This window comes from Photorhabdus sp. HUG-39, from assembly GCF_963878365.1.
Taxonomy (GTDB): Bacteria; Pseudomonadota; Gammaproteobacteria; order Enterobacterales; family Enterobacteriaceae; genus Photorhabdus; species Photorhabdus kayaii.
The window spans coordinates 43,598-63,420 of the sequence record NZ_CAWNWY010000023.1 but is presented as its reverse complement, the minus strand read 5'-3'; the positions used below and the strand labels follow the sequence as shown (position 1 = coordinate 63,420).

The following is a 19,823-nucleotide window of genomic DNA, read 5'->3' as shown; positions in this document are numbered from 1 at the left end:
CGCTATTTCTTTTTGTGTTGGTAACTCAATAATGAATGATAAAGACCTTTCTACCTGGCAGACGTTTCGCCGACTATGGCCAATTGTCTCTCCGTTCAGAATTGGGCTGATAGTTGCTGCGGTTGCACTGATCCTTAATGCTGCCGGTGATACGTTAATGCTTTCATTGCTTAAGCCTTTACTTGATGAAGGTTTCGGCAAAGCAAGCAGTGATGTACTGAAATGGATGCCACTGATTGTGATTGCTTTAATGATTATGCGAGGGCTATCCGGGTTTGTATCAAGTTATTGTATATCTTGGGTCTCCGGTAAAGTGGTAATGCAGATGCGTCGCCGTCTGTTCAGCCATATGATGGGGATGCCGGTGTCATTTTTTGATCAGCAATCTACAGGGACGCTGCTTTCCCGTATCACTTATGATTCTGAACAAGTGGCCTCCTCCTCTTCCAGTGCACTGATTACTGTGGTCAGGGAAGGGGCATCCATAATCGGCCTGTTTATTTTGATGTTTTACTATAGCTGGCAATTATCTCTGATCCTGATTGTGATTGCGCCGATTGTGTCATTGGTGATTCGCGTGGTATCGAAGCGATTTCGCAGTATTAGTAAAAATATGCAGAATAGCATGGGGCAAGTCACAGCCAGTGCTGAGCAGATGTTGAAAGGGCATAAAGAAGTGCTCATTTTTGGCGGGCAGAAAGTAGAAACTGAGCGCTTTAATAAAGTCAGTAACCATATGCGTCAGCAAGGCATGAAAATGGTTTCTGCTTCATCAATTTCTGATCCCATCATTCAGCTTATTGCCTCGTTTGCTTTGGCCTTTGTCCTGTATGCAGCAAGTTTCCCGGATATTATGGAAACACTGACAGCGGGTAAAATTACGGTCGTATTTTCATCAATGATTGCGTTGATGCGTCCATTGAAATCATTGACTAATGTTAATGCGCAATTCCAGCGAGGCATGGCCGCCTGTCAGACTCTGTTTTCGATTCTGGATATGGAACAGGAAAAAGATGACGGTAAGCTGGAGCTGAAAAAAGCGAACGGTGATATTGAATTCCGTAATGTGACTTTCTGCTATCCAACCAAGGAATTACCGGCGTTACAAAATATTTCCATTTATATCCCGGCGGGAAAAATTGTTGCTTTGGTAGGGCGTTCTGGTTCTGGTAAATCCACAATAGCGAATTTGCTGACCCGTTTTTATGATGTCAACGAAGGTAATATTTTGCTGGATGGGCATGACTTGCGGGAATATACGCTCTCTTCCTTGCGTGGACAGGTTGCTCTGGTATCGCAGAATGTGCATCTATTTAATGACACGGTAGCGAATAATATTGCTTATGCCAGTGAAAACCGATACAGCCGTGAAGAGATTGAGAAAGCCGCTGAGATGGCTTATGCAATGGACTTCATCAGGAAGTTAGATAACGGCTTGGATACGATGATCGGTGAGAATGGTGTACTGCTTTCTGGCGGCCAACGTCAGCGTATTGCTATCGCACGTGCCTTGTTGCGTGATTCTCCGGTTTTGATTCTTGATGAGGCAACCTCGGCGCTGGACACGGAATCTGAACGGGCAATTCAGGCTGCACTGGATGAATTGCAGAAAAACAGAACCTCGCTGGTTATTGCACATCGTCTATCAACCATTGAAAACGCGGATGAAATTCTGGTGATTGAAGATGGGCATATTGTTGAACGGGGTAACCATCTCTCTCTGTTGGAGCGAAATGGTGTTTACTCACAACTACATCGGATGCAATTTGGTCAATGATTGAGCGCATATGGTCAGGCCGCTCATGGCTTTATTTGCTGTTATTACCTTTTTCAGCCCTTTACGGGCTGATAAGTGGCTTACGGTGGTTGAGTTATAAAACAGGGTTGAGGCAAGCCTGGAAAGCGCCTGTGCCTGTGGTGGTGGTGGGTAATCTAACTACCGGCGGTAATGGTAAAACGCCGGTGGTTATTTGGCTGGTGGAGCAGTTGCAGAAAAAAGGTTATCGGGTTGGTGTTGTTTCCCGCGGCTATGGGGGTAAAGCGGAAAGTTATCCTCTGTTGGTGACTGAAAATATCACTACGGCTCAAGCCGGTGATGAACCGGTATTAATTCATCGTCGTACTGGCGCACCAGTGGCTGTTGCGCCAAAACGGGTTGCAGCAGTGAAAGCATTACTGGCAGACACGCCACTGGATATCATCGTGACTGATGATGGCTTACAGCACTATGCTTTGCAGCGGGATTTTGAAATTGCGGTTATTGATGGCGTGCGCCGTTTTGGGAATGGTTGGTGGCTTCCGGCAGGCCCAATGCGTGAACTATCTGGGCGGTTGAACAGGGTTAATGCCATTATCACCAACGGTGGTACTCCTCAGCCAGGTGAATTATCCATGACATTAGCTGGCGAGTTAGCTGTGAATATGGTGAGCGGTGAAAAACGAGCTGTGAATCTGATACCTTGTGCTGTTGCGATGGCTGGAATCGGCCATCCACCTCGGTTCTTTGCGACCTTGCAGCAGTTAGGTGCTGACCTACAAAAGGAGTACGCATTTGCCGACCATCAACTGTACGCAGAAGATCAATTGTGTCATCTGGCTGATATCAACCAGAATTTACTGATGACAGAAAAAGATGCGGTTAAGTGTTTTAGTTTTGCTCAGCCAAATTGGTGGTATTTACCAGTAGATGCTCGGTTACCTCAGGAAAAGGGAGAGATAATGCTGAACAAGATTTGTTCGTTATTGGAGATGAATAAAAATATTAAGTAAATATACCCTATGGATTTCAAGATGCATCGCGACGGCAAGGACGAATCCCTGGAAGCATAGAGAACTATGTGACCGGGGTCAGCGAGTGCAGCCAACAAAGAGGCAACTTGAAAGATAACAGGTATAACAAGAGTTAACGATGATACCAAGCTTATGTTATTCTGAGTTGCACTAAATTAAAGCTCCATAATTGGAGGATGTATGGATCACCGTTTACTCGAAATTATTGCCTGCCCTGTATGTAACGGAAAACTCAGTTACGATAAAGAGAATTTTGAACTCATTTGTAAGTTGGATCGACTTGCGTTTCCTGTACGTGATGGTATTCCCGTCCTGTTAGAGCACGAAGCCCGTGAATTACCTCTGGATGAGGAAAAATAAGAGATGTTCACCGTTATTATTCCTGCTCGCTTTGCTTCAACCCGTTTACCCGGTAAACCTTTAGCCGATATTCACGGCAAGCCGATGATTGTCCGTGTTATGGAGCGGGCGAAGCGTTCAGGTGCTGCACGCGTCATTGTGGCAACAGATAATCACGACGTTGTTGATGCTGTTGTGGCTGCCGGTGGAGAGGCGTGTCTGACCAAGGAAAATCACCATTCTGGTACTGAACGGTTAGCTGAGGTTATCAACAAATATCAATTTTCCGATGATGAAATTATCGTTAATGTTCAAGGGGATGAACCATTAATTCCCGAAGAGATCATTAAACAGGTTGCAGAGAATTTGGCGGGTTGTAAAGCGGGAATGGCAACGTTGGCTGTACAGATTCATGATGCGGAGGAAGCTTTTAACCCTAATGCTGTGAAAGTCGTTATGGATAAACAGGGTTATGCGCTCTATTTCTCCAGAGCAACCATTCCCTGGGAGCGTGACCGTTTTATTCAATCACGGGAAACGATTGGGGACAATTTCCTGCGTCATATTGGTATTTATGCCTATCGCGCGGGTTTTATCCGTCGCTATGTGCAATGGGAGCCGAGCCCGTTGGAGCAAATTGAAATGCTGGAACAACTGCGGGTACTTTGGTATGGCGAAAAAATTCATGTGGGGATTGCATTAAAAGCGCCGGGAGTGGGCGTTGATACGCCGGAAGATTTGGCAGCAATCAGAAAAGTGTTTACTGAAATCTGATTGGTTGTTTGAACTTATTTTTTGATTAACGAAAGCGCGTCATTCATTGTTGTTTATTTCTATATTGTTTATTTCTATATTGTTTATTTCTATCGCGCTTTCGTTTCTCTATCCATCTTCTTGCTTCAAGAAGTCGCTTGAGGATTATTTAACGGCTGAGAATGCTCTGACTTTTGTGGGTGTTCCAGATCCTTCGACGGTTTAATGCGTTGCCAGAGGATGCCTAAAGTTTCATACCATACTCGCTCTGAATGAGATAGAAAGTAAGCTGAGGGCAGATATTTTTCCCAAGGATGTAATGGTGAAGTGATCGCTAATTGGTTAGCTGGGCCGGGAATGGGGTTCAACCCATGTTGTTTAAAGAAAGTGATTGCTCGCTGCATATGATTGGCGGAAGTTACTAAAATAAAGGGTTGGTTACCAATCAGTTTCTTAACTTCATTGGCTTCTTGCTCAGTATCCATTGGCTTTGTTAGTGCAATCGTATCTTCTGCGGGCACGCCGAGCGATTGGGCTACGATAGCGGCAACTTCAGCGCTACTTTTAACATTCGCCCCTTTACCGCCGGTAAAGACCATTTTAGAGCCGGGGTTCAGGCGATATAAACGAATACCTTCTGTCACTCGTGGCAAACTGTTGTTAAGTAAGTTTGAACTGGGTGCCCAATTTGGGTTATAAGTGAAGCCACCACCAAGAACGACGATATAATCAACCGGTGGATTGTGATTGGGATCAGATTGGTCGCTGTTAGCATAAACCGATTCCAGTGGTAACAGCAGCTTATCGGCAACAGGTTGCAAACTTAGCAGAAGTAGCGTGAGCCAACTGAATGTTAGAACCATTTTTCCTGTTTTTTGCCAACGGGTAAACCACAGCAGTAATAAAGCAGCAAGTGAAATTAGCAATATTAATGGCAGAGGCATCACCATTGCACCGAGGTACTTTTTAAATAAAAATTGCATCTATTTGCCTTAATTTGGTTGAATTATAGCCATGTGGTTCACAGTTTGTCGTCAAAAGTAGTTATATCAACGAATGCTGTGCCAAAATAGCAGTCAGCGTAATGAAATCTCAACAGATAAATCAGATCTATTCCATTAGTGAGGCAGTTTTTCATGCGGGATCGCAATTTCGATGATATTGCAGACAAATTCTCTCGTAATATTTACGGCACAACCAAAGGTAAAATCAGGCAAGCCGTTGTCTGGCAGGATATTAGCGAATTACTGGCTCAATTACCTCAACGTCCACTGCGTATTTTAGATGCGGGTGGTGGTGAGGGAAATATAGCATGCCAATTAGCTGAATTGGGTCATCAAGTGATATTGTGTGATTTATCAGAAGAGATGATCCAGCGGGCAAGGCTGGCCGCGGAAGAGAAAGGGGTCAGCCAAAATATGCAATTTATACAAAGTCCGGTACAAGAAATTAGCCAATATATAGAGCAACCGGTAGATTTGGTATTATTCCATGCAGTACTTGAGTGGATTACCGATCAGAAATATGTAATAGAAGTGCTAATGAATATCATTAATCCGGGTGGCGCTCTATCTTTAATGTTTTACAATGCCAATGGTTTGGTTATGCGTAATGCTATTTTAGGTAATTTTCATTTGGCGACACCCAATATACAACGTCGCAGAAAACGTTCATTATCGCCTCAGAATCCATTGGCACCAGAGCAGGTATATCAATGGCTTGATGAATTAAATATGACGATTACCGGCAAAACCGGTGTGCGTGTTTTTCACGATTATTTGCAAAATCGCCAATTACAGAGCGAAAACTTTCCGGCGTTGCTGGAATTAGAACAGCGTTATTGCCGACAGGAGCCTTATATCAGCCTGGGGCGCTACATTCATGTTATGGCACGCAAGCCAGCTTTAACAGTTTAAAGGACAAATTATGAGTGAATATTCCCAGACTGTCCCGGAACTGGTGTCTTGGGCCAGGAAAAACGACTTTTCCATCTCCTTGCCTGTAGAAAGGCTGGCTTTTCTGATGGCAATTGCGGTGTTGAACAGCGAGCGTCTGGATGGCGAGATGAGCGAAGGGGAGCTGGTTGATGCTTTTCGTGAAGTTTGCAAAGGATTTGAGCAGACCACAGAATCTGTCGCCGTACGGGCCAACAATGCTATCAATGACATGGTGCGTCAGAAACTTCTTAACCGTTTCACCAGTGAATTGGCCGATAACCATGCAATCTATCGCTTAACCCCGCTTGGAATAAGTATCAGTGACTACTACATTCGTCAGCGGGAATTTTCTACCTTACGTCTTTCGATGCAACTTTCGGTGGTGGCGAGTGAGTTACACCGGGCAGCAGAAGCGGCAGAAGAAAAGGGAGATGAATTTCATTGGCACCGTAATGTTTTTGCACCGCTGAAATATTCTGTGGCGGAAATCTTCGACAGCATCGACATGTCTCAGCGCGTAATGGACGAGCAGCAAAGCTCGGTTAAAGAAGATATTGCGGCGTTGCTGAATCAAGATTGGCAGGCAGCGATTGCCAACTGTGAGCAACTGTTATCCGAAACATCGGGTACGTTGCGGGAACTTCAGGACACACTAGAAGCGGCTGGAGACAAATTACAGGCTAATTTGCTGCGCATTCAGGAAGCCAATATGGACAGTGGTGGATCAGAACTGGTTGATAAACTGGTATTTGATCTGCAAAGCAAACTGGATCGTATTATCAGTTGGGGTCAGCAGGCGATTGATTTATGGATTGGCTACGATCGTCACGTTCACAAATTTATCCGTACCGCGATTGATATGGATAAAAACCGTATTTTCTCTCAGCGCTTACGTCAATCAGTTCAACACTATTTTGATAACCCGTGGACCCTCACCATTGCTAACGCCGAACGTTTGCTGGATATGCGGGACGAAGAATTGACGCTACGTAATGAAGAAGTCACGGGTGAACTGCCGTTAGCGCTGGAATATGAAGAATTCAGTGAAATAAACGAACGACTGGCAGAAATGATTGAAAAAGCGCTGTTGATATATCAGCAGGAACAGCGTCCACTGGATTTAGGTGCAGTGTTAAGGGATTACCTTGCTCAGCATCCGCTCTCTCGTCACTTTGATGTGGCGCGTATTTTGGTGGATCAGGCTGTGCGATTGGGTGTGGCAGAAGCGGATTTCTCTGGGCTGCCAGCGGAATGGTTAGCGATTAATGATTACGGAGCCAAGGTACAGGCACATGTCATCGACACATATTGAACAATTTATGCCAGTTAAACTGGCACAGGCGTTAGCCAATTCACTTTTCCCGGAACTGGATAGCCAGCTTCGTGCGGGTCGTCATATCGGGATGGATGATCTTGATAATCACGCTTATCTGATGGATTTTCAGGAGCAATTGGAGGAATTTTACGCCCGCTATAATGTGGAGTTGATCCGTGCGCCAGAAGGTTTCTTCTATCTGCGGCCCCGTTCAACCACATTGATCCCGCGTTCGGTATTATCAGGGCTGGATATGATGGTAGGAAAAATTCTTTGTTATCTCTATCTCAGCCCGGAACGTCTGGCTAATCAGGGGATTTTTACTGCTCAAGAGCTGTACGAAGAGCTGATCTCACTGGCCGATGAGGGCAAGTTGATGAAGTTTGTCAACCAACGCTCCTCCGGTTCCGATTTGGATAAACAGAAATTGCAGGAAAAAGTGCGCACGACACTGAACCGTCTGCGTCGTCTGGGGATGGTCTATATCCTGCCAAATGACAACAACAAATTTACCATTACTGAGGCGGTATTCCGTTTTGGTGCGGATGTGCGCAGTGGCGACGATCCTCGTGAAGTACAACTGAGGATGATCCGTGACGGTGAGGCAATGCCGATTGAAGGCGGTTTGTCGCTTGATGACAGTGAAAATGATGAAACACCGGATAACTCAGCAGAAGGTGCGGGAGATGAACAACTATGATTGAACGCGGTAAATTTCGTTCACTGACGCTGGTTAACTGGAATGGCTTTTTTGCCAGAACATTTGATCTTGATGAATTAGTGACCACCTTATCAGGCGGTAATGGGGCGGGTAAATCCACCACGATGGCGGCTTTTGTCACTGCGCTGATCCCTGATTTAACCTTGTTGCATTTCCGTAACACCACCGAAGCCGGTGCCACTTCCGGTTCTCGTGATAAAGGTTTGCACGGCAAATTGCGGGCGGGGGTCTGTTACTCAACCTTGGATGTGATTAACTCCCGCCATCAGCGGGTGGTGGTTGGGGTGAGATTGCAACAAGTGGCGGGGCGTGACCGTAAGGTCGATATCAAACCTTTTATGATTCAAGGGTTGCCAACCGCTATTCAACCTACGCAGTTATTGACTGAAAATGTGGGTGAAAGACAGGCGCGGGTATTGCCACTGAATGAACTGAAAGATCGCCTTGATGAGATGGAAGGTGTGCAGTTCAAACAATTTAACTCCATCACAGATTATCATGCGCTGATGTTTGATTTGGGAGTGATACCCAAACGCCTGCGTTCAGCAAGTGATCGTAGTAAATTTTATCGTCTGATCGAAGCTTCCCTGTATGGCGGTATTTCCAGCGCCATTACCCGTTCCCTGCGCGATTACCTGTTGCCGGAAAACAGTGGTGTTCGCAAGGCATTTCAGGATATGGAAGCGGCGCTGCGTGAAAACCGTATAACACTGGAGGCTATCCGGGTAACTCAATCTGATCGCGATCTGTTTAAGCATTTGATTACCGAAGCAACTTCTTACGTTTCCGCTGATTACATGCGCCATGCCAATGAGCGTCGCACCCATCTGGATCAGGCACTGGCATTGCGTGGAGAGCTATTTGGTAGCCATAGGCAACTGGCAACCGAACAGTATCGCCATGTCGAAATGGCGCGGGAACTGGCGGAGCAGAGTGGAGCTTCTGTTGATTTAGAAGCTGATCATCAGGCCGCCAGTGATCATCTGAATTTGGTGCAGACAGCCATGCGCCAGCAGGAAAAAATTGACCGTTATCAGGGAGATCTGGAAGAACTTTCTTACCGTCTGGAAGAGCAAACTGAGGTTGTTGAAGAAGCAGCGGAACTTCAATCTGAATATGAAGCCAGAGCGGAAGCGGCGGAACAGGAAGTCGATGAGCTGAAAAGCCAGTTGGCAGATTACCAGCAAGCACTGGATGTTCAGCAAACTCGCGCTATTCAGTATCAACAGGCGTTACAAGCGCTGGAACGTGCTCGTGAGCTTTGTCGGTTACCGGATCTTGCCGCTGATAATGCAGAAACATGGCTGGAAACCTTTCAGGCTAAAGAGCAACAGGCGACAGAAGCCCTGTTGGCGCTGGAACAGAAATTAAGTGTTGCTGATGCGGCTCATAGCCAGTTTGAGCAGGCATATCAACTGGTGAAAAACATGGTTGGTGAAATCAGCCGCAGTGAAGCGTGGCAGAGAGCTCGTGAATTGCTGCGTGACTGGCCGTCACAGCAACATCTTGCGGATCGTGTGCCGCCATTGCGAATGCGATTGGCTGAACTGGAGCAGCGCCTGACCAACCAACAAAATGCAGAGTTTTTATTAAACGAATTTTGTAAACGCCAGGGGCAGCAATATCAGGTTGAAGATCTGGAAGGATTACAAAATGAACTTGAAGCTCGTCAGGAAGCACTAAGCCTAAGCGTTAATGAAAGCGGTGAACGCCGTATGGAGATGCGTCAGGCGCTTGAACAACTGAAACAGAAAATTCAGTCACTGACTGCCCGTGCCCCGGTCTGGCTGGCTGCGCAGGATACCCTGAGCCAACTGTGTGAACAGAATGGTGAAGCGCTGGCGAGCAGTAATGACGTGACGGAATATATGCAGCAGTTGCTTGAACGTGAACGTGAAGCCACGGTAGAGCGAGATGAAGTTGCGGCGCAAAAACGTGAGTTGGAAAAGCAGATCGAGCGCCTCAGTCAACCGAGCGGAGCGGAAGATAGCCGGATGATTGCGCTGGCGGAACGTTTCGGTGGAGTTTTGCTGTCAGAAATTTATGACGACATCACCATTGATGATGCACCGTACTTCTCTGCCTTGTATGGGCCAGCTCGACATGGCATTGTGGTGCCCGATCTTTCTCTGGTTCGTCCACACCTTGAAGCGCTGGAAGATTGCCCGGAAGATCTCTATCTAATTGAAGGAGATCCGCAATCCTTTGATGACAGCGTATTTAGTGCCGAAGAGCAGGAAAATGCGGTATTGGTCAAATCTTCTGACCGCCAATGGCGTTATTCCCGTTATCCTGAATTGCCATTGTTTGGCCGTGCTGCCAGAGAAAACCGTCTAGAAGCCTTGAATCTGGAACGAGATACCTTGGCAGAGCGTTATGCTACGCTCTCTTTTGATGTGCAGAAAATCCAACGTGCGCATCAAGCATTCAGTCAGTTTGTGGGTAAACACCTGTCTGTGGCATTTGATGCCGATCCGGAAGCCGAAATCCGCGAACTGCGGCAGCGTCACACAGAACTCGAACGTGAACTATCCCGGTTTGAAGAGCAGACCCAACAACAGCGTCAGCAATATACTCAGGCTAAAGAGAGCCTGACGACATTAAATCGCCTGATCCCTCAAGTGACGCTATTGCTGGATGAAACCTTAATCGATCGCGTAGAAGAGATACGCGAAGAGCTGGAAGAAGCGCAGGAAGCGGCTCGTTTCCTGCAACAACATGGTTCGTCATTAGCGAAGTTGGAACCGATGGTTGCTGTTCTGCAAAGCGATCCACAGCAGCATGAACAGTTGCAACGGGACTATGAAACGGCCAAACAGAGCCAGCATCAGGCTAAACAACGGGCTTTTGCGCTGGTGGAAGTGGTACAGCGTCGCGCGCATTTTAGCTACAGTGATTCTGCCGGTATGCTCAGTGAAAATGCGGATCTGAATGACAAACTGCGTCAGCGTCTGGAACACGCGGAATCGGATCGCAGCCGCGCCCGCGAACAACTGCGTCAACAGCAAGCGCAGTATTCCCAATTTAACCAAGTGCTGGCATCCCTGAAAAGTTCCTATGAAACCAAACAGGATATGCTGAAAGAGCTGGAACAGGAGATGAAAGAGATTGGTGTTCAAGCGGATGCGAATGCTGAAATGCGTGCCCGCGAGCGCCGTGATCGGCTCCATGAGGCGCTCAGCACTAACCGTTCCAGAGTCAATCAGCTTGAGAAGCAGATCGCCTTTTGCGAAGCGGAAATGGATAGCTTGCAGAAGAAACTGCGTAAACTGGAACGCGATTACCATCAAATCCGTGAACAGGTGGTTTCTGCCAAAGCGGGCTGGTGCGCGGTGATGCGGATGGTGAAAGATAATGGTGTTGAGCGTCGTCTGCATCGCCGTGAACTGGCTTATATGGACGGTGGCGCGTTACGTTCCATGTCGGATAAGGCGTTGGGTGCATTGCGTCTGGCGGTGGCTGATAACGAACATCTGCGTGATGCCTTGCGTTTGTCCGAAGATCCCAAACGCCCTGAACGTAAAGTTCAGTTCTTTATTGCCGTTTATCAGCACCTGCGCGAACGCATTCGTCAAGATATTATCCGCACTGACGATCCGGTTGATGCCATTGAACAGATGGAAATTGAGCTGGCTCGTTTGACAGAAGAGCTGACCGCTCGCGAGCAGAAATTAGCCATCAGTTCGAAGAGTGTGGCGAATATTATCCGCAAAACCATTCAACGTGAGCAGAACCGCATCCGCATGCTAAACCAAGGATTACAAGCGGTCTCCTTCGGACAAGTCCGTGGTGTGCGGTTGAATGTAAACGTGCGTGAAAGCCACGCGATATTGCTGGATGTGCTTTCTGAACAGCAAGAACAGCATCAGGATCTATTTAACAGCCAGCGATTAACCTTCTCGGAAGCAATGGCAAAACTTTATCAGCGCCTGAATCCGCAAGTAGATATGGGGCAGCGCCTGCCGCAAACCATAGGTGAAGAGTTGTTGGATTATCGCAACTATCTGGAACTGGATGTTGAAGTTAACCGTGGATCTGATGGCTGGTTAAAAGCAGAGAGTGGGGCGTTGTCTACTGGTGAAGCGATCGGTACCGGCATGTCCATTTTGGTGATGGTGGTGCAGAGTTGGGAAGAAGAATCCCGCCGTTTGCGAGGTAAAGATATTTCCCCTTGTCGGTTGCTATTCCTCGATGAAGCGGCGCGTCTGGATGCCAAATCCATTGCCACTCTGTTTGAACTATGCGAACGACTGCAAATGCAGTTAATTATCGCTGCCCCGGAAAATATCAGTCCTGAAAAAGGAACCACCTATAAACTGGTGCGTAAAGTGTTTAAAAACCACGAACATGTGCATGTGGTAGGGTTGCGAGGATTTGGACAGGATGTGCCGGCAACCCAATTGATTTCAGATGCTACCGCTTAATTAAATGGATGCTTTACGGTAATTGTAAGTAGGGAAAATAAAGAGAGTGCGCCACGGATGGCGCAATGGATATTTAGCTTGAGGTTGTACCATTATTTTTTGCTTATTAGATTCGGTATTAGTTGACCACTACACTCGGATTTATTTTTGATTAAAAATATTCGCGATCTTGCCCTGAGTGTACAATGGGAGAAAAACCGAGGAAAAATGTAGTTAAATATACATATTGAATTTTAATATTCAATATATCATAAACAGGTGTTATATAATTTTCTTTCGAAACTCTTTTTTTAAAATTAAATGTAGCAGAGATGAGGTGTTGTATGAAGACTCTTTCGAAACTTTCTTTTTTTAGTCTAATTTGTTTTTCCTTGTTGGCAAATAAATCTTGGGCAAACAACTGTAGTGACTGCAAATCTATTAACGGGGAGTTTGTTAAAGTGAAAGAGGTGGGAATTGTAGTAGGCCAGTATAACTACATCCTAACTAAGGATGGTAAAAAAGTGGAAATTCATGATAATGCTGTTCAGAAAGCACAGATTGCTTTTGTTCTGGATTTGCCATTTTATATAGACGATAGAATAACAAATTACTCCATTAAAAAGGATTGAAATAGAACGGATGGATGATTTCTATCCAAATTTTATAGCTGCCATAATATACCCAATGGATTTCAAGATGGATCGCGACGGCAAGGGAGCGAATCCCCGGGAGCATAGATAACTATGTGATCGGGGTGAGTGAGTGCAGCCAACAAAGAGGCAACTTGAAAGATGACGGGTATAATACCAATATACAGCGTGGCAAAGGTTGTCGCACTGATAAAAAGTTTGACAACAAGAGAAATATTCAAACGTTGTCCTCAGATGAAAAGGACACTCTGGGGCGGAGAATTTTGGACTGATGGGTAAATCGATATCCTTTCACTAACCTTATAGTAGTTTTATTTTAATGGAATATTCATGAATAAAAAAATCAGTGCTATTTTCATTGCCTTGTCTTTATTTTCGGCACCATCATTCTCGGGGCAGTACACGATATCTGGCTATGTTCAGTGGCTTAAAGCTAATTCAGATAAACACTGCTGGGGATATTTAAATTCAATTGGATATGGACAGGGTTTCTATTTAGATGACTGCAATCAGGAGATGATGCATTTGTTAAGGACAGCTCAAATTATTGGTACAAAAGTAGACATAACCATCGAAGGTGATGGTAGTGAGTACAAACCTTTATATGCTGTTACACTTTACCGTGAATAAGTTATACCAGAATAAAGGGCATTGTTGTAAACAGCGGCTCAGGGGAATCCTTTCCGCAGAAGTTTTTCAATTTAATGTAAATGGGATGGGTAGTACTGTTTCAATGTTTTAAGATACCCCGCTGCTTGCGGCGGGGCTCTTCATTTAATTGACACTTTAAGACTAATTGAAATGTTAAGTTCTAATCATAGAAGAGAGCGGAATGAAAAATTTTTACAGGTACTTGATTTTATTTTTCTTTTTATTTAGTAACGTAGTATATTCTAAGAGCGTCAATTTTGATTATTCAGATGCTCAAAACTATATTAAATCCATTAAGAATCTTAGATCTATAGTAGGGAGCCACCTACCTAATGTTCCCGGATTACTTGTCCTTAATCCCACTGAACCATATACATCGGTTCACCTCATAAGTAATAATGGGGATGTTATTGATCTTATATTATCAAATACTAATTTGTATATGGTGGGATTTGTCTCTGCTGGGATATTCTACAGATTCAATGATACTGAATTTTCCAACATAACAGTTCCGGAGACAAACCTTTTAAATTTAAATATTTCTTCAAGTTATATTGATTTATTTAGACGGGCTAACCGTACAAGAGAAGAAACAATTGTGAGCAATGAAACCATCAATAGCGCCATTACGACTTTATGGCGGCAAAATGGTTCAGGAACAGTAGAGCCTCTAGCAGCAAGAGCTTTTATGACATTGATTACCGCTGTGGCTGAATCAGCTAGATTTAGCCGAATATCTTCGTTTATAACTAGCAATTATGATAATAATGTGCAGATAGGAGGAGGTTTGGTCAGATTAACCAACCGGTGGTCAAGCCTAAGCAGTTATGCATATGAAATGTCGAATAATGCAGGTTCAAATGCGGGCTATTTTGACGATATAGTTAATTCTATAAATAGAAATAGATTATATGGAGTACTCGCATTGGCATTATATTGTGATTTTTCTACTTCCTCTAAGCTAAAACCAAGGCTATTGACATTTTCTGAGACTACCCCATTGACCGCAGATACCTGTTCATCTGAACGAGATATTACTCTCATAAATAATATTTATTGGCCAAACAATGTGTTACAAGCGGTGTTTGATTGAATTGACGGCACTTTTGCAAATAGAAATACGCGTTATTCACTAGGCGTACTTCGTCTAGGTGTAATGGCATACTAATTTTAGTCACCTGAATGGGGTTGTAAGCCGGAAATTTCGTCTTACAACCCTTATGTGCAATTATGTGTGACTAGCATTGTAATCAAGTTTTAATGCAATAAACCCCAAAAAATCAATCAATTTAAAACCACTTTAATCGTCGTATAATTGTGATGCCAATCACGGCATAGCGGTGTCAGTGGGCAAGCACACGACACCATTTCAAAAAAACATTAAGGAGAAGCCTATGGCAAAACTTATTTATGGGGGTACCTCACAATGCAAACAAAGGAGACTTCTCTTAACTGGCGATCTGTTTGCCCATCTGTTTCGCTGCACGAAGCATTTTTGAAACATCATCAATGCTGCTATCTTCTTTCATGATCTCAATAGGGGTTTTCCCTTTACCGTTCTTGTCGCTCAAGGGGGTAGTCAAAAACGATATTCTGGAAATAGGCCCGATATCATTGCTCATTGCTTTCATGACGTTTTCAAAGTGAGGTAACAGCCCTCCCTCTTTGAATTGAAAGAGCGGGAAGACATGATCGCTGTTCTTCTTGAAAGCGAGCAGCTTATTTCCCTTCACTCGCAAATTAACGGCCTGACGCGTGATACCGAGAATATCAGCAACATCTACTGCTTTAATTACGCCACCCATGCGCTCAATTTCCTTATAAAAATTGGACAGGTTCTCAGCGCGACGCTTTAGTTTGCGGAGTTCGCGATCGGGAGTCCTCGCACTCTTTTCAAGTACGGTTGAGTACAGCAGCCCAAAAAGTTCGCTATCCGGAAGAACAAGAGCATTGCTGGCCTTCGCCTTTTCAGCAAACTCAGGCATCAATGAGCCGAATATTATGTCAAAGCGTTTTTGCAGTAACACTTGTAGCTCATTCAAATTACGTTGTTTGGTTGCGGTGTTCATAAAATCTCCTGTTTCTTGACCATTATTTTATTCTTTCAACTAGAATTGGTCAATTAACATAGTGCAAATCAAAGGTGATTTGCAATCAGATAAAGCTATCAACTTTTACATATGGGCGGATAGGGATCGTGCGAATAAAGAGATTGGGCCACGGATAGCACATATATACCCGTTATCCTTCAAGTTGCCTCTTTGTTGGCTGCACTCTCTCACCCCGGTCACATAGTTATCTATGCTCCCGGGGATTCGCTCCCTTGCCGCCGCGATGCATCTTGAAATCCATAGGGTATAGATGTTTAGCTTGATATTATACTATTTTGTCATGCAATCTTTGTATGATATTTATACTACGGTGAAAAAGGCATATTATGCGGAAGACAATATATAGCGTTGCAAAGGGAAATCTTGCTTCGATAATGGATCAAGTTGTTCAGGATTGTGCACCAATATTGATCACCAGACAAAACGGTGGCGATTGCGTTATTATTTCAAATGCAGAATATGCAAGCCTTGAAGAAACTGCTTATTTACTACGTTCATCCGCTAATGCAAAACATTTACTTAAATCATTGGAGCAGGTAAATAGCGGAAATTTGCAGGAAAGGTAACTAACCTGAACTTCGCTTAAGAAGGAAATTAAAGTATCTGAGGTACGATCAAAATTTTTGTCAAAGAAAATTCAAGACATCTCAGTCCGCTTGGTTTCTTGCTTAATATTCCTTCAATATAAAAGAAAGTATGCTACCATTCACCGATGAAGAGAAAAAATACACCAACGCCACATGACGCTGTTTTTAAACAGTTTTTAAGTCATATTGATACTGCCAGAGACTTTTTGGAGATACATTTGCCTGCGACATTACGGGCAGTTTGTGATCTGGATACACTGCGGTTGGAATCAGGGTCGTTTATTGAAGACAATCTGCGGGCGCATTATTCCGACATTTTGTATTCATTGAAAACGGCTCAGGGTGACGGTTATGTGTATTGTGTGATCGAGCACCAAAGTTCCCCGGACAAAATGATGGCATTTCGATTAATGCGCTACGGTATTTCAGCCATGCAACGGCATCTGGAGCAGGGACATGAAAAATTGCCGCTGGTCATTCCGGTGTTGTTCTATCACGGTAAAATACAGCCGTATCCTTGGAGTACCAATTGGCTAAACTGTTTCGATGATCCGGCCCTGGCGGAGGAAATCTATTCCAATAAATTCCCGCTGGTAGATGTAACGGTAATCCCGGATGATGAAATCTTGACGCACAAACGGGTCGCGCTACTGGAAATGGTGCAAAAGCATATCCGACAGCGAGATATGGCAGAGCTGCTGCAAGAGTTGGTTATACTGCTGACGTATGATTACTATACGGATGAACAGCTAAAAAGCGTGCTAAACTACTTATTACAGGTGGGAGATACCGCCGATCCAGAGGGTTTTATTCGGCGACTGGCAGAACAGTCCCCGAGGTATGAGGAGGTACTGATGACAATAGCACAAAGATTGGAACATAAAGCACGTCAGGAAGGACGTCAGGAAGGACGTCAAGAAGCAACGTTAAAAATTGCTCATGCATTGCTGAACAGCGGAGTCGATCGTGAAACAGTGATGAAAACCACCGGTCTGAGCCAGAACGAACTGGAGCAAATACGCCACTAACTCGTCTTGAGAGTTCTCAATCAGCATTCAACGATCCGTGTGAGAAGAGGATCTTACGGCGACTGGCAGAACAGTCCCCGAGGTATGAGGAGGTACTGATGACAATAGCACAAAGATTGGAACATAAAGCACGTCAGGAAGGGCGTCAAGAAGCAACGTTAAAAATTGCTCATGCATTGCTGAACAGCGGAATCGATCGTGAAACAGTGATGAAAACTACCGGTCTGAGCCAGAGTGAGCTTGAATAAATGTCCGACAAAATTACTGTATTTCTTCCAAATACTACTATTTATTTTACGGTAGTCATATGAGTAGGAAAAAATGCGCCACGGAGGGCGCAATAATTATTCGAAACCGAGTATTTTTAGTTTATGTCAGAGGCCAATTCAAGAACACCACACTATCATTGTAATGACTATTGGTACCATTTTCAGCGCTGATAATAGCTGTTCCCGGTTTTCCATCAAATATATTATCGAAATAACGTAGCTTACATGGTTTGCCATCCCCTTCAATCTCAATACAGATTTTGCCTGTACCTGATGTGTAGTCTTTAGTTACCATGAGATTATTTTGTCCTTTACTGGTACTGGTTAATGTATCTACCAGAAAATCGTCAATATATACTTTTACAGTTTGCGGAATATTTGTATTAGTGTAGGCTATCAAGCCGAATCGAATACTGTGAGGTAACTGGAAACAATGTTTACCCGTGTCATTAGTACCACATGTTCCATTACAGACTTTACTATTGCCTCCACTATTGTCTCGGTGACTGCCTAATAAATCGGTATCGACCGATACTGCCGCTTGAATATTTTTGAAGGTTAACCCTCTCCAACCCTGATTATCGCTGGAGATGATGATTGGCCCGGCATCAAGTGCATTCAAATTTGGGTCGAACCGAATAAAAGAATCACCTTTGAAAAAATAAATAAAATTTCCATCGATATCTGGCCATGAAATAATGGCATCCAGATTGCTACTAAATGCTGCATATTTCCCAGTCATTCCCCATCGGTCTGAAATAGTATTCATCTCAATTGTGTGTGAATCAATGGTGTAATCTATACAATGCCTGCCTTTAAAGAAACAAACGGTGTTGGTAGTCAATTCTATGGCAGCATCTATTCCATTTTCCAGTTCTGTTCCTTTTAATCCAGGCCAGCCATCTATAATGAAGTTTGGTCCATCAAAGACTTGTGCTTTCACGATATCGAATTTAAGATACAGTGAACCTTTAAAAAAATATAAAAAGCCATTTAAATTAATAACATCGTCAATATATCTTTGGAACCCGGCAGGCAGGTTGGGCCAATCTTTACCGATGGGTTGGGGGTAACCCATGTATGTATTTAAACACTGATTATTGAACTTAATGTTTTCTTCATTCAGGAAGAAATAACTAGATATATTCATTGTTATATATCCTTTGTAATTAGAAAATAAGAGGTAATTTAAATCTTTCTGGTGCAACGGAATTAAAGTTTCATAATAAAAGCTAATAGATAATAAGGCGGAATGATATCAATGCTATGATTATGTGAAGGGGACGATGCTGTTGCCGGATGGTTATGTCCTTGTCCACCTCCTGTGTTTGATGTATATGCATAGTGATCTTTTCCTAATGAAGGTTTCAGCCATATTGAGCTAGTATAGCTATTATTTATTTGATATTCGGTTTTGTTATCAGGGGCGTAGCCATATTTCATTCCATAACTAGTATAATAAGTCATACCCCCAATATGTTTATGACTAGGTATTTGTAACTCTGTTAATACTGTATTTCCCACAGTAACATTGACCGAAACCGCAGTTGATGCTGTATTCTTGGAAAAGCTTTTTTCGGTGCCACTACCATTAGCTTTACTACTGCTTTGCCCTGTCTCAGAAATAGTTTCACCACACATGACAAAACGGCTTCTTAAATCTGGGGTTCCATTATTGCCATCACAAAAAGCCCAGCCTGTAGGAGCATTCTCACCGGAGAACATCATAATCATGCCTCTTGGCAGTACATTATTGGGATCAATACTGATGCCGCTACTGTCTACCTTAATACCATCACCCGCTTTAATTTTTACACTTAATCCATCTTTATCTGCTGTTAAGCCGCCGTCAGGGTTAATTTTTATTGTTTGTGTATAGTCATCACCCGGTTTTAGCGCTGAATGTGGATTATCAGTCTGACCAAGCGTTTTACCAATTTCATGGCGATCCAGAGTATTGGTATTCTCTATATTGGATTCTAAAGTGGACCGGTTATATTCTTTTTCCATTTTTATCACCTTGTATATGATATTGAGTTGTTTTATTCATCAATGAAATTGATGATTTTTTCCTTTATTTACTATTTGCATTTAAAATATAAAAAGCGTTTATTTCTTTACCTTCATTAGTTTTTATTGAAAAGTATAGCTACCGCAATAACATGATTTATAGATGTTATTGTTTATATTTAAAAATTTAACCAATGGTTATTTAAATAATTTCCAATGAAACAAAACAATTATGGGCGGGGGATTTTTATATACA

The 19,823-nt window shown here is 43.7% G+C and carries 17 protein-coding genes and 2 pseudogenes; 15 read left to right on the top strand and 4 right to left on the bottom strand.

Annotated features, from left to right (window positions below):
* Positions 1–28: 28 nt before the first annotated feature.
* The 4 genes from msbA (at position 29) to kdsB (ending at position 3,903) form a co-directional block, all read left to right on the top strand.
* The gene (gene msbA / locus AAC155_RS15350) at positions 29–1,777 is read left to right on the top strand and encodes a lipid A ABC transporter ATP-binding protein/permease MsbA (RefSeq protein ID WP_113043185.1); all 1,749 of its coding nucleotides are present in this window, start codon (positions 29–31) and stop codon (positions 1,775–1,777) included.
* Positions 1,774–2,769: a tetraacyldisaccharide 4'-kinase gene (lpxK, locus tag AAC155_RS15345; protein WP_113043184.1), complete on the top strand. Its 996-nt coding sequence runs from the start codon at positions 1,774–1,776 to the stop codon at positions 2,767–2,769. The genes msbA and lpxK overlap by 4 nt, the downstream gene beginning before the upstream one ends.
* Before the next feature lie 201 nt (positions 2,770–2,970).
* The gene (locus AAC155_RS15340) at positions 2,971–3,150 is read left to right on the top strand and encodes a Trm112 family protein (protein ID WP_011145924.1); all 180 of its coding nucleotides are present in this window, start codon (positions 2,971–2,973) and stop codon (positions 3,148–3,150) included.
* Positions 3,151–3,153: 3 nt separating this feature from the next.
* Positions 3,154–3,903: a 3-deoxy-manno-octulosonate cytidylyltransferase gene (gene kdsB / locus AAC155_RS15335; protein ID WP_113043183.1), complete on the top strand. Its 750-nt coding sequence runs from the start codon at positions 3,154–3,156 to the stop codon at positions 3,901–3,903.
* Positions 3,904–4,028: 125 nt separating this feature from the next.
* Here kdsB and elyC read toward each other — a convergent pair whose 3' ends face one another.
* Entirely contained in the window at positions 4,029–4,865 is an 837-nt protein-coding gene (gene elyC / locus AAC155_RS15330) for an envelope biogenesis factor ElyC (RefSeq protein WP_113043182.1), read from the bottom strand.
* A gap of 153 nt (positions 4,866–5,018) precedes the next feature.
* Here elyC and cmoM point away from each other — a divergent pair, with 153 nt between their 5' ends.
* The 8 genes and pseudogenes from cmoM (at position 5,019) to AAC155_RS15290 (ending at position 14,655) form a co-directional block, all read left to right on the top strand.
* Entirely contained in the window at positions 5,019–5,798 is a 780-nt protein-coding gene (gene cmoM, locus AAC155_RS15325; RefSeq protein ID WP_112894781.1) for a tRNA uridine 5-oxyacetic acid(34) methyltransferase CmoM, read from the top strand.
* A 10-nt stretch (positions 5,799–5,808) separates the two neighbouring features.
* A complete protein-coding gene (gene mukF, locus AAC155_RS15320) occupies positions 5,809–7,131 on the top strand; it encodes a chromosome partition protein MukF (protein WP_113043181.1) in 1,323 nt (440 codons plus the stop codon).
* On the top strand, positions 7,112–7,834 hold the full coding sequence (mukE, locus tag AAC155_RS15315) for a chromosome partition protein MukE (protein WP_113043180.1): 723 nt from the start codon (positions 7,112–7,114) through the stop codon (positions 7,832–7,834). Before mukF ends, mukE begins: the two co-directional genes overlap by 20 nt.
* Positions 7,831–12,279, top strand: a complete 4,449-nt coding sequence (gene mukB, locus AAC155_RS15310; RefSeq protein ID WP_113043179.1) for a chromosome partition protein MukB — start codon at positions 7,831–7,833, stop codon at positions 12,277–12,279. Before mukE ends, mukB begins: the two co-directional genes overlap by 4 nt.
* A 323-nt stretch (positions 12,280–12,602) precedes the next feature.
* Positions 12,603–12,890, top strand: coding sequence for a hypothetical protein (locus AAC155_RS15305; protein WP_113024943.1), 288 nt, complete (start codon positions 12,603–12,605; stop codon positions 12,888–12,890).
* A gap of 174 nt (positions 12,891–13,064) precedes the next feature.
* Positions 13,065–13,187 (top strand): annotated as a pseudogene (locus tag AAC155_RS15300) (transposase); the annotation flags it as partial.
* 54 nt (positions 13,188–13,241) lie between these two features.
* Positions 13,242–13,541 (top strand): hypothetical protein, encoded by a 300-nt coding sequence (locus tag AAC155_RS15295; RefSeq protein ID WP_113024944.1) that lies wholly within the window; start codon positions 13,242–13,244, stop codon positions 13,539–13,541.
* Positions 13,542–13,743: 202 nt separating this feature from the next.
* The gene (locus AAC155_RS15290; protein ID WP_113024945.1) at positions 13,744–14,655 is read left to right on the top strand and encodes a ribosome-inactivating family protein; all 912 of its coding nucleotides are present in this window, start codon (positions 13,744–13,746) and stop codon (positions 14,653–14,655) included.
* A 355-nt stretch (positions 14,656–15,010) separates the two neighbouring features.
* Here AAC155_RS15290 and AAC155_RS15285 read toward each other — a convergent pair whose 3' ends face one another.
* Entirely contained in the window at positions 15,011–15,631 is a 621-nt protein-coding gene (locus AAC155_RS15285; RefSeq protein ID WP_113043178.1) for a DNA-binding protein, read from the bottom strand.
* 368 nt (positions 15,632–15,999) lie between these two features.
* Here AAC155_RS15285 and AAC155_RS15280 point away from each other — a divergent pair, with 368 nt between their 5' ends.
* The 3 genes and pseudogenes from AAC155_RS15280 to AAC155_RS15270 all read left to right on the top strand — a co-directional run.
* Positions 16,000–16,239, top strand: coding sequence for a type II toxin-antitoxin system prevent-host-death family antitoxin (locus AAC155_RS15280; RefSeq protein WP_113043177.1), 240 nt, complete (start codon positions 16,000–16,002; stop codon positions 16,237–16,239).
* 146 nt (positions 16,240–16,385) lie between these two features.
* Positions 16,386–17,288: an Rpn family recombination-promoting nuclease/putative transposase gene (locus AAC155_RS15275; RefSeq protein ID WP_113043176.1), complete on the top strand. Its 903-nt coding sequence runs from the start codon at positions 16,386–16,388 to the stop codon at positions 17,286–17,288.
* Positions 17,289–17,341: 53 nt separating this feature from the next.
* Positions 17,342–17,536 (top strand): annotated as a pseudogene (locus AAC155_RS15270) (ISNCY family transposase); the annotation flags it as partial.
* 121 nt (positions 17,537–17,657) lie between these two features.
* On the opposite strand, the gene AAC155_RS15265 reads toward AAC155_RS15270, so the two are convergent.
* Complete coding sequence (locus AAC155_RS15265; RefSeq protein ID WP_113043175.1) at positions 17,658–18,707, bottom strand: fucose-binding lectin II; 1,050 nt, start codon at positions 18,705–18,707, stop codon at positions 17,658–17,660.
* Between the two features lie 62 nt (positions 18,708–18,769).
* Positions 18,770–19,567, bottom strand: coding sequence for a tail fiber protein (locus AAC155_RS15260; RefSeq protein WP_113043174.1), 798 nt, complete (start codon positions 19,565–19,567; stop codon positions 18,770–18,772).
* Positions 19,568–19,823 lie beyond the last annotated feature (256 nt).

Excerpts from the sequence above, each read along its gene's own strand:
- lpxK (WP_113043184.1), top strand. The coding sequence starts at position 1,774 with ATGATTGAGCGCATATGGTCAGGCCGCTCATGGCTTTATTTGCTGTTA.
- AAC155_RS15340 (WP_011145924.1), top strand. The coding sequence starts at position 2,971 with ATGGATCACCGTTTACTCGAAATTATTGCCTGCCCTGTATGTAACGGA.
- kdsB (WP_113043183.1), top strand. The coding sequence starts at position 3,154 with ATGTTCACCGTTATTATTCCTGCTCGCTTTGCTTCAACCCGTTTACCC.
- elyC (WP_113043182.1), bottom strand. The coding sequence starts at position 4,865 with ATGCAATTTTTATTTAAAAAGTACCTCGGTGCAATGGTGATGCCTCTG.
- cmoM (WP_112894781.1), top strand. The coding sequence starts at position 5,019 with ATGCGGGATCGCAATTTCGATGATATTGCAGACAAATTCTCTCGTAAT.
- mukF (WP_113043181.1), top strand. The coding sequence starts at position 5,809 with ATGAGTGAATATTCCCAGACTGTCCCGGAACTGGTGTCTTGGGCCAGG.
- mukE (WP_113043180.1), top strand. The coding sequence starts at position 7,112 with ATGTCATCGACACATATTGAACAATTTATGCCAGTTAAACTGGCACAG.
- mukB (WP_113043179.1), top strand. The coding sequence starts at position 7,831 with ATGATTGAACGCGGTAAATTTCGTTCACTGACGCTGGTTAACTGGAAT.
- AAC155_RS15305 (WP_113024943.1), top strand. The coding sequence starts at position 12,603 with ATGAAGACTCTTTCGAAACTTTCTTTTTTTAGTCTAATTTGTTTTTCC.
- AAC155_RS15295 (WP_113024944.1), top strand. The coding sequence starts at position 13,242 with ATGAATAAAAAAATCAGTGCTATTTTCATTGCCTTGTCTTTATTTTCG.
- AAC155_RS15290 (WP_113024945.1), top strand. The coding sequence starts at position 13,744 with ATGAAAAATTTTTACAGGTACTTGATTTTATTTTTCTTTTTATTTAGT.
- AAC155_RS15285 (WP_113043178.1), bottom strand. The coding sequence starts at position 15,631 with ATGAACACCGCAACCAAACAACGTAATTTGAATGAGCTACAAGTGTTA.
- AAC155_RS15280 (WP_113043177.1), top strand. The coding sequence starts at position 16,000 with ATGCGGAAGACAATATATAGCGTTGCAAAGGGAAATCTTGCTTCGATA.
- AAC155_RS15275 (WP_113043176.1), top strand. The coding sequence starts at position 16,386 with ATGAAGAGAAAAAATACACCAACGCCACATGACGCTGTTTTTAAACAG.
- AAC155_RS15265 (WP_113043175.1), bottom strand. The coding sequence starts at position 18,707 with ATGAATATATCTAGTTATTTCTTCCTGAATGAAGAAAACATTAAGTTC.
- AAC155_RS15260 (WP_113043174.1), bottom strand. The coding sequence starts at position 19,567 with ATGGAAAAAGAATATAACCGGTCCACTTTAGAATCCAATATAGAGAAT.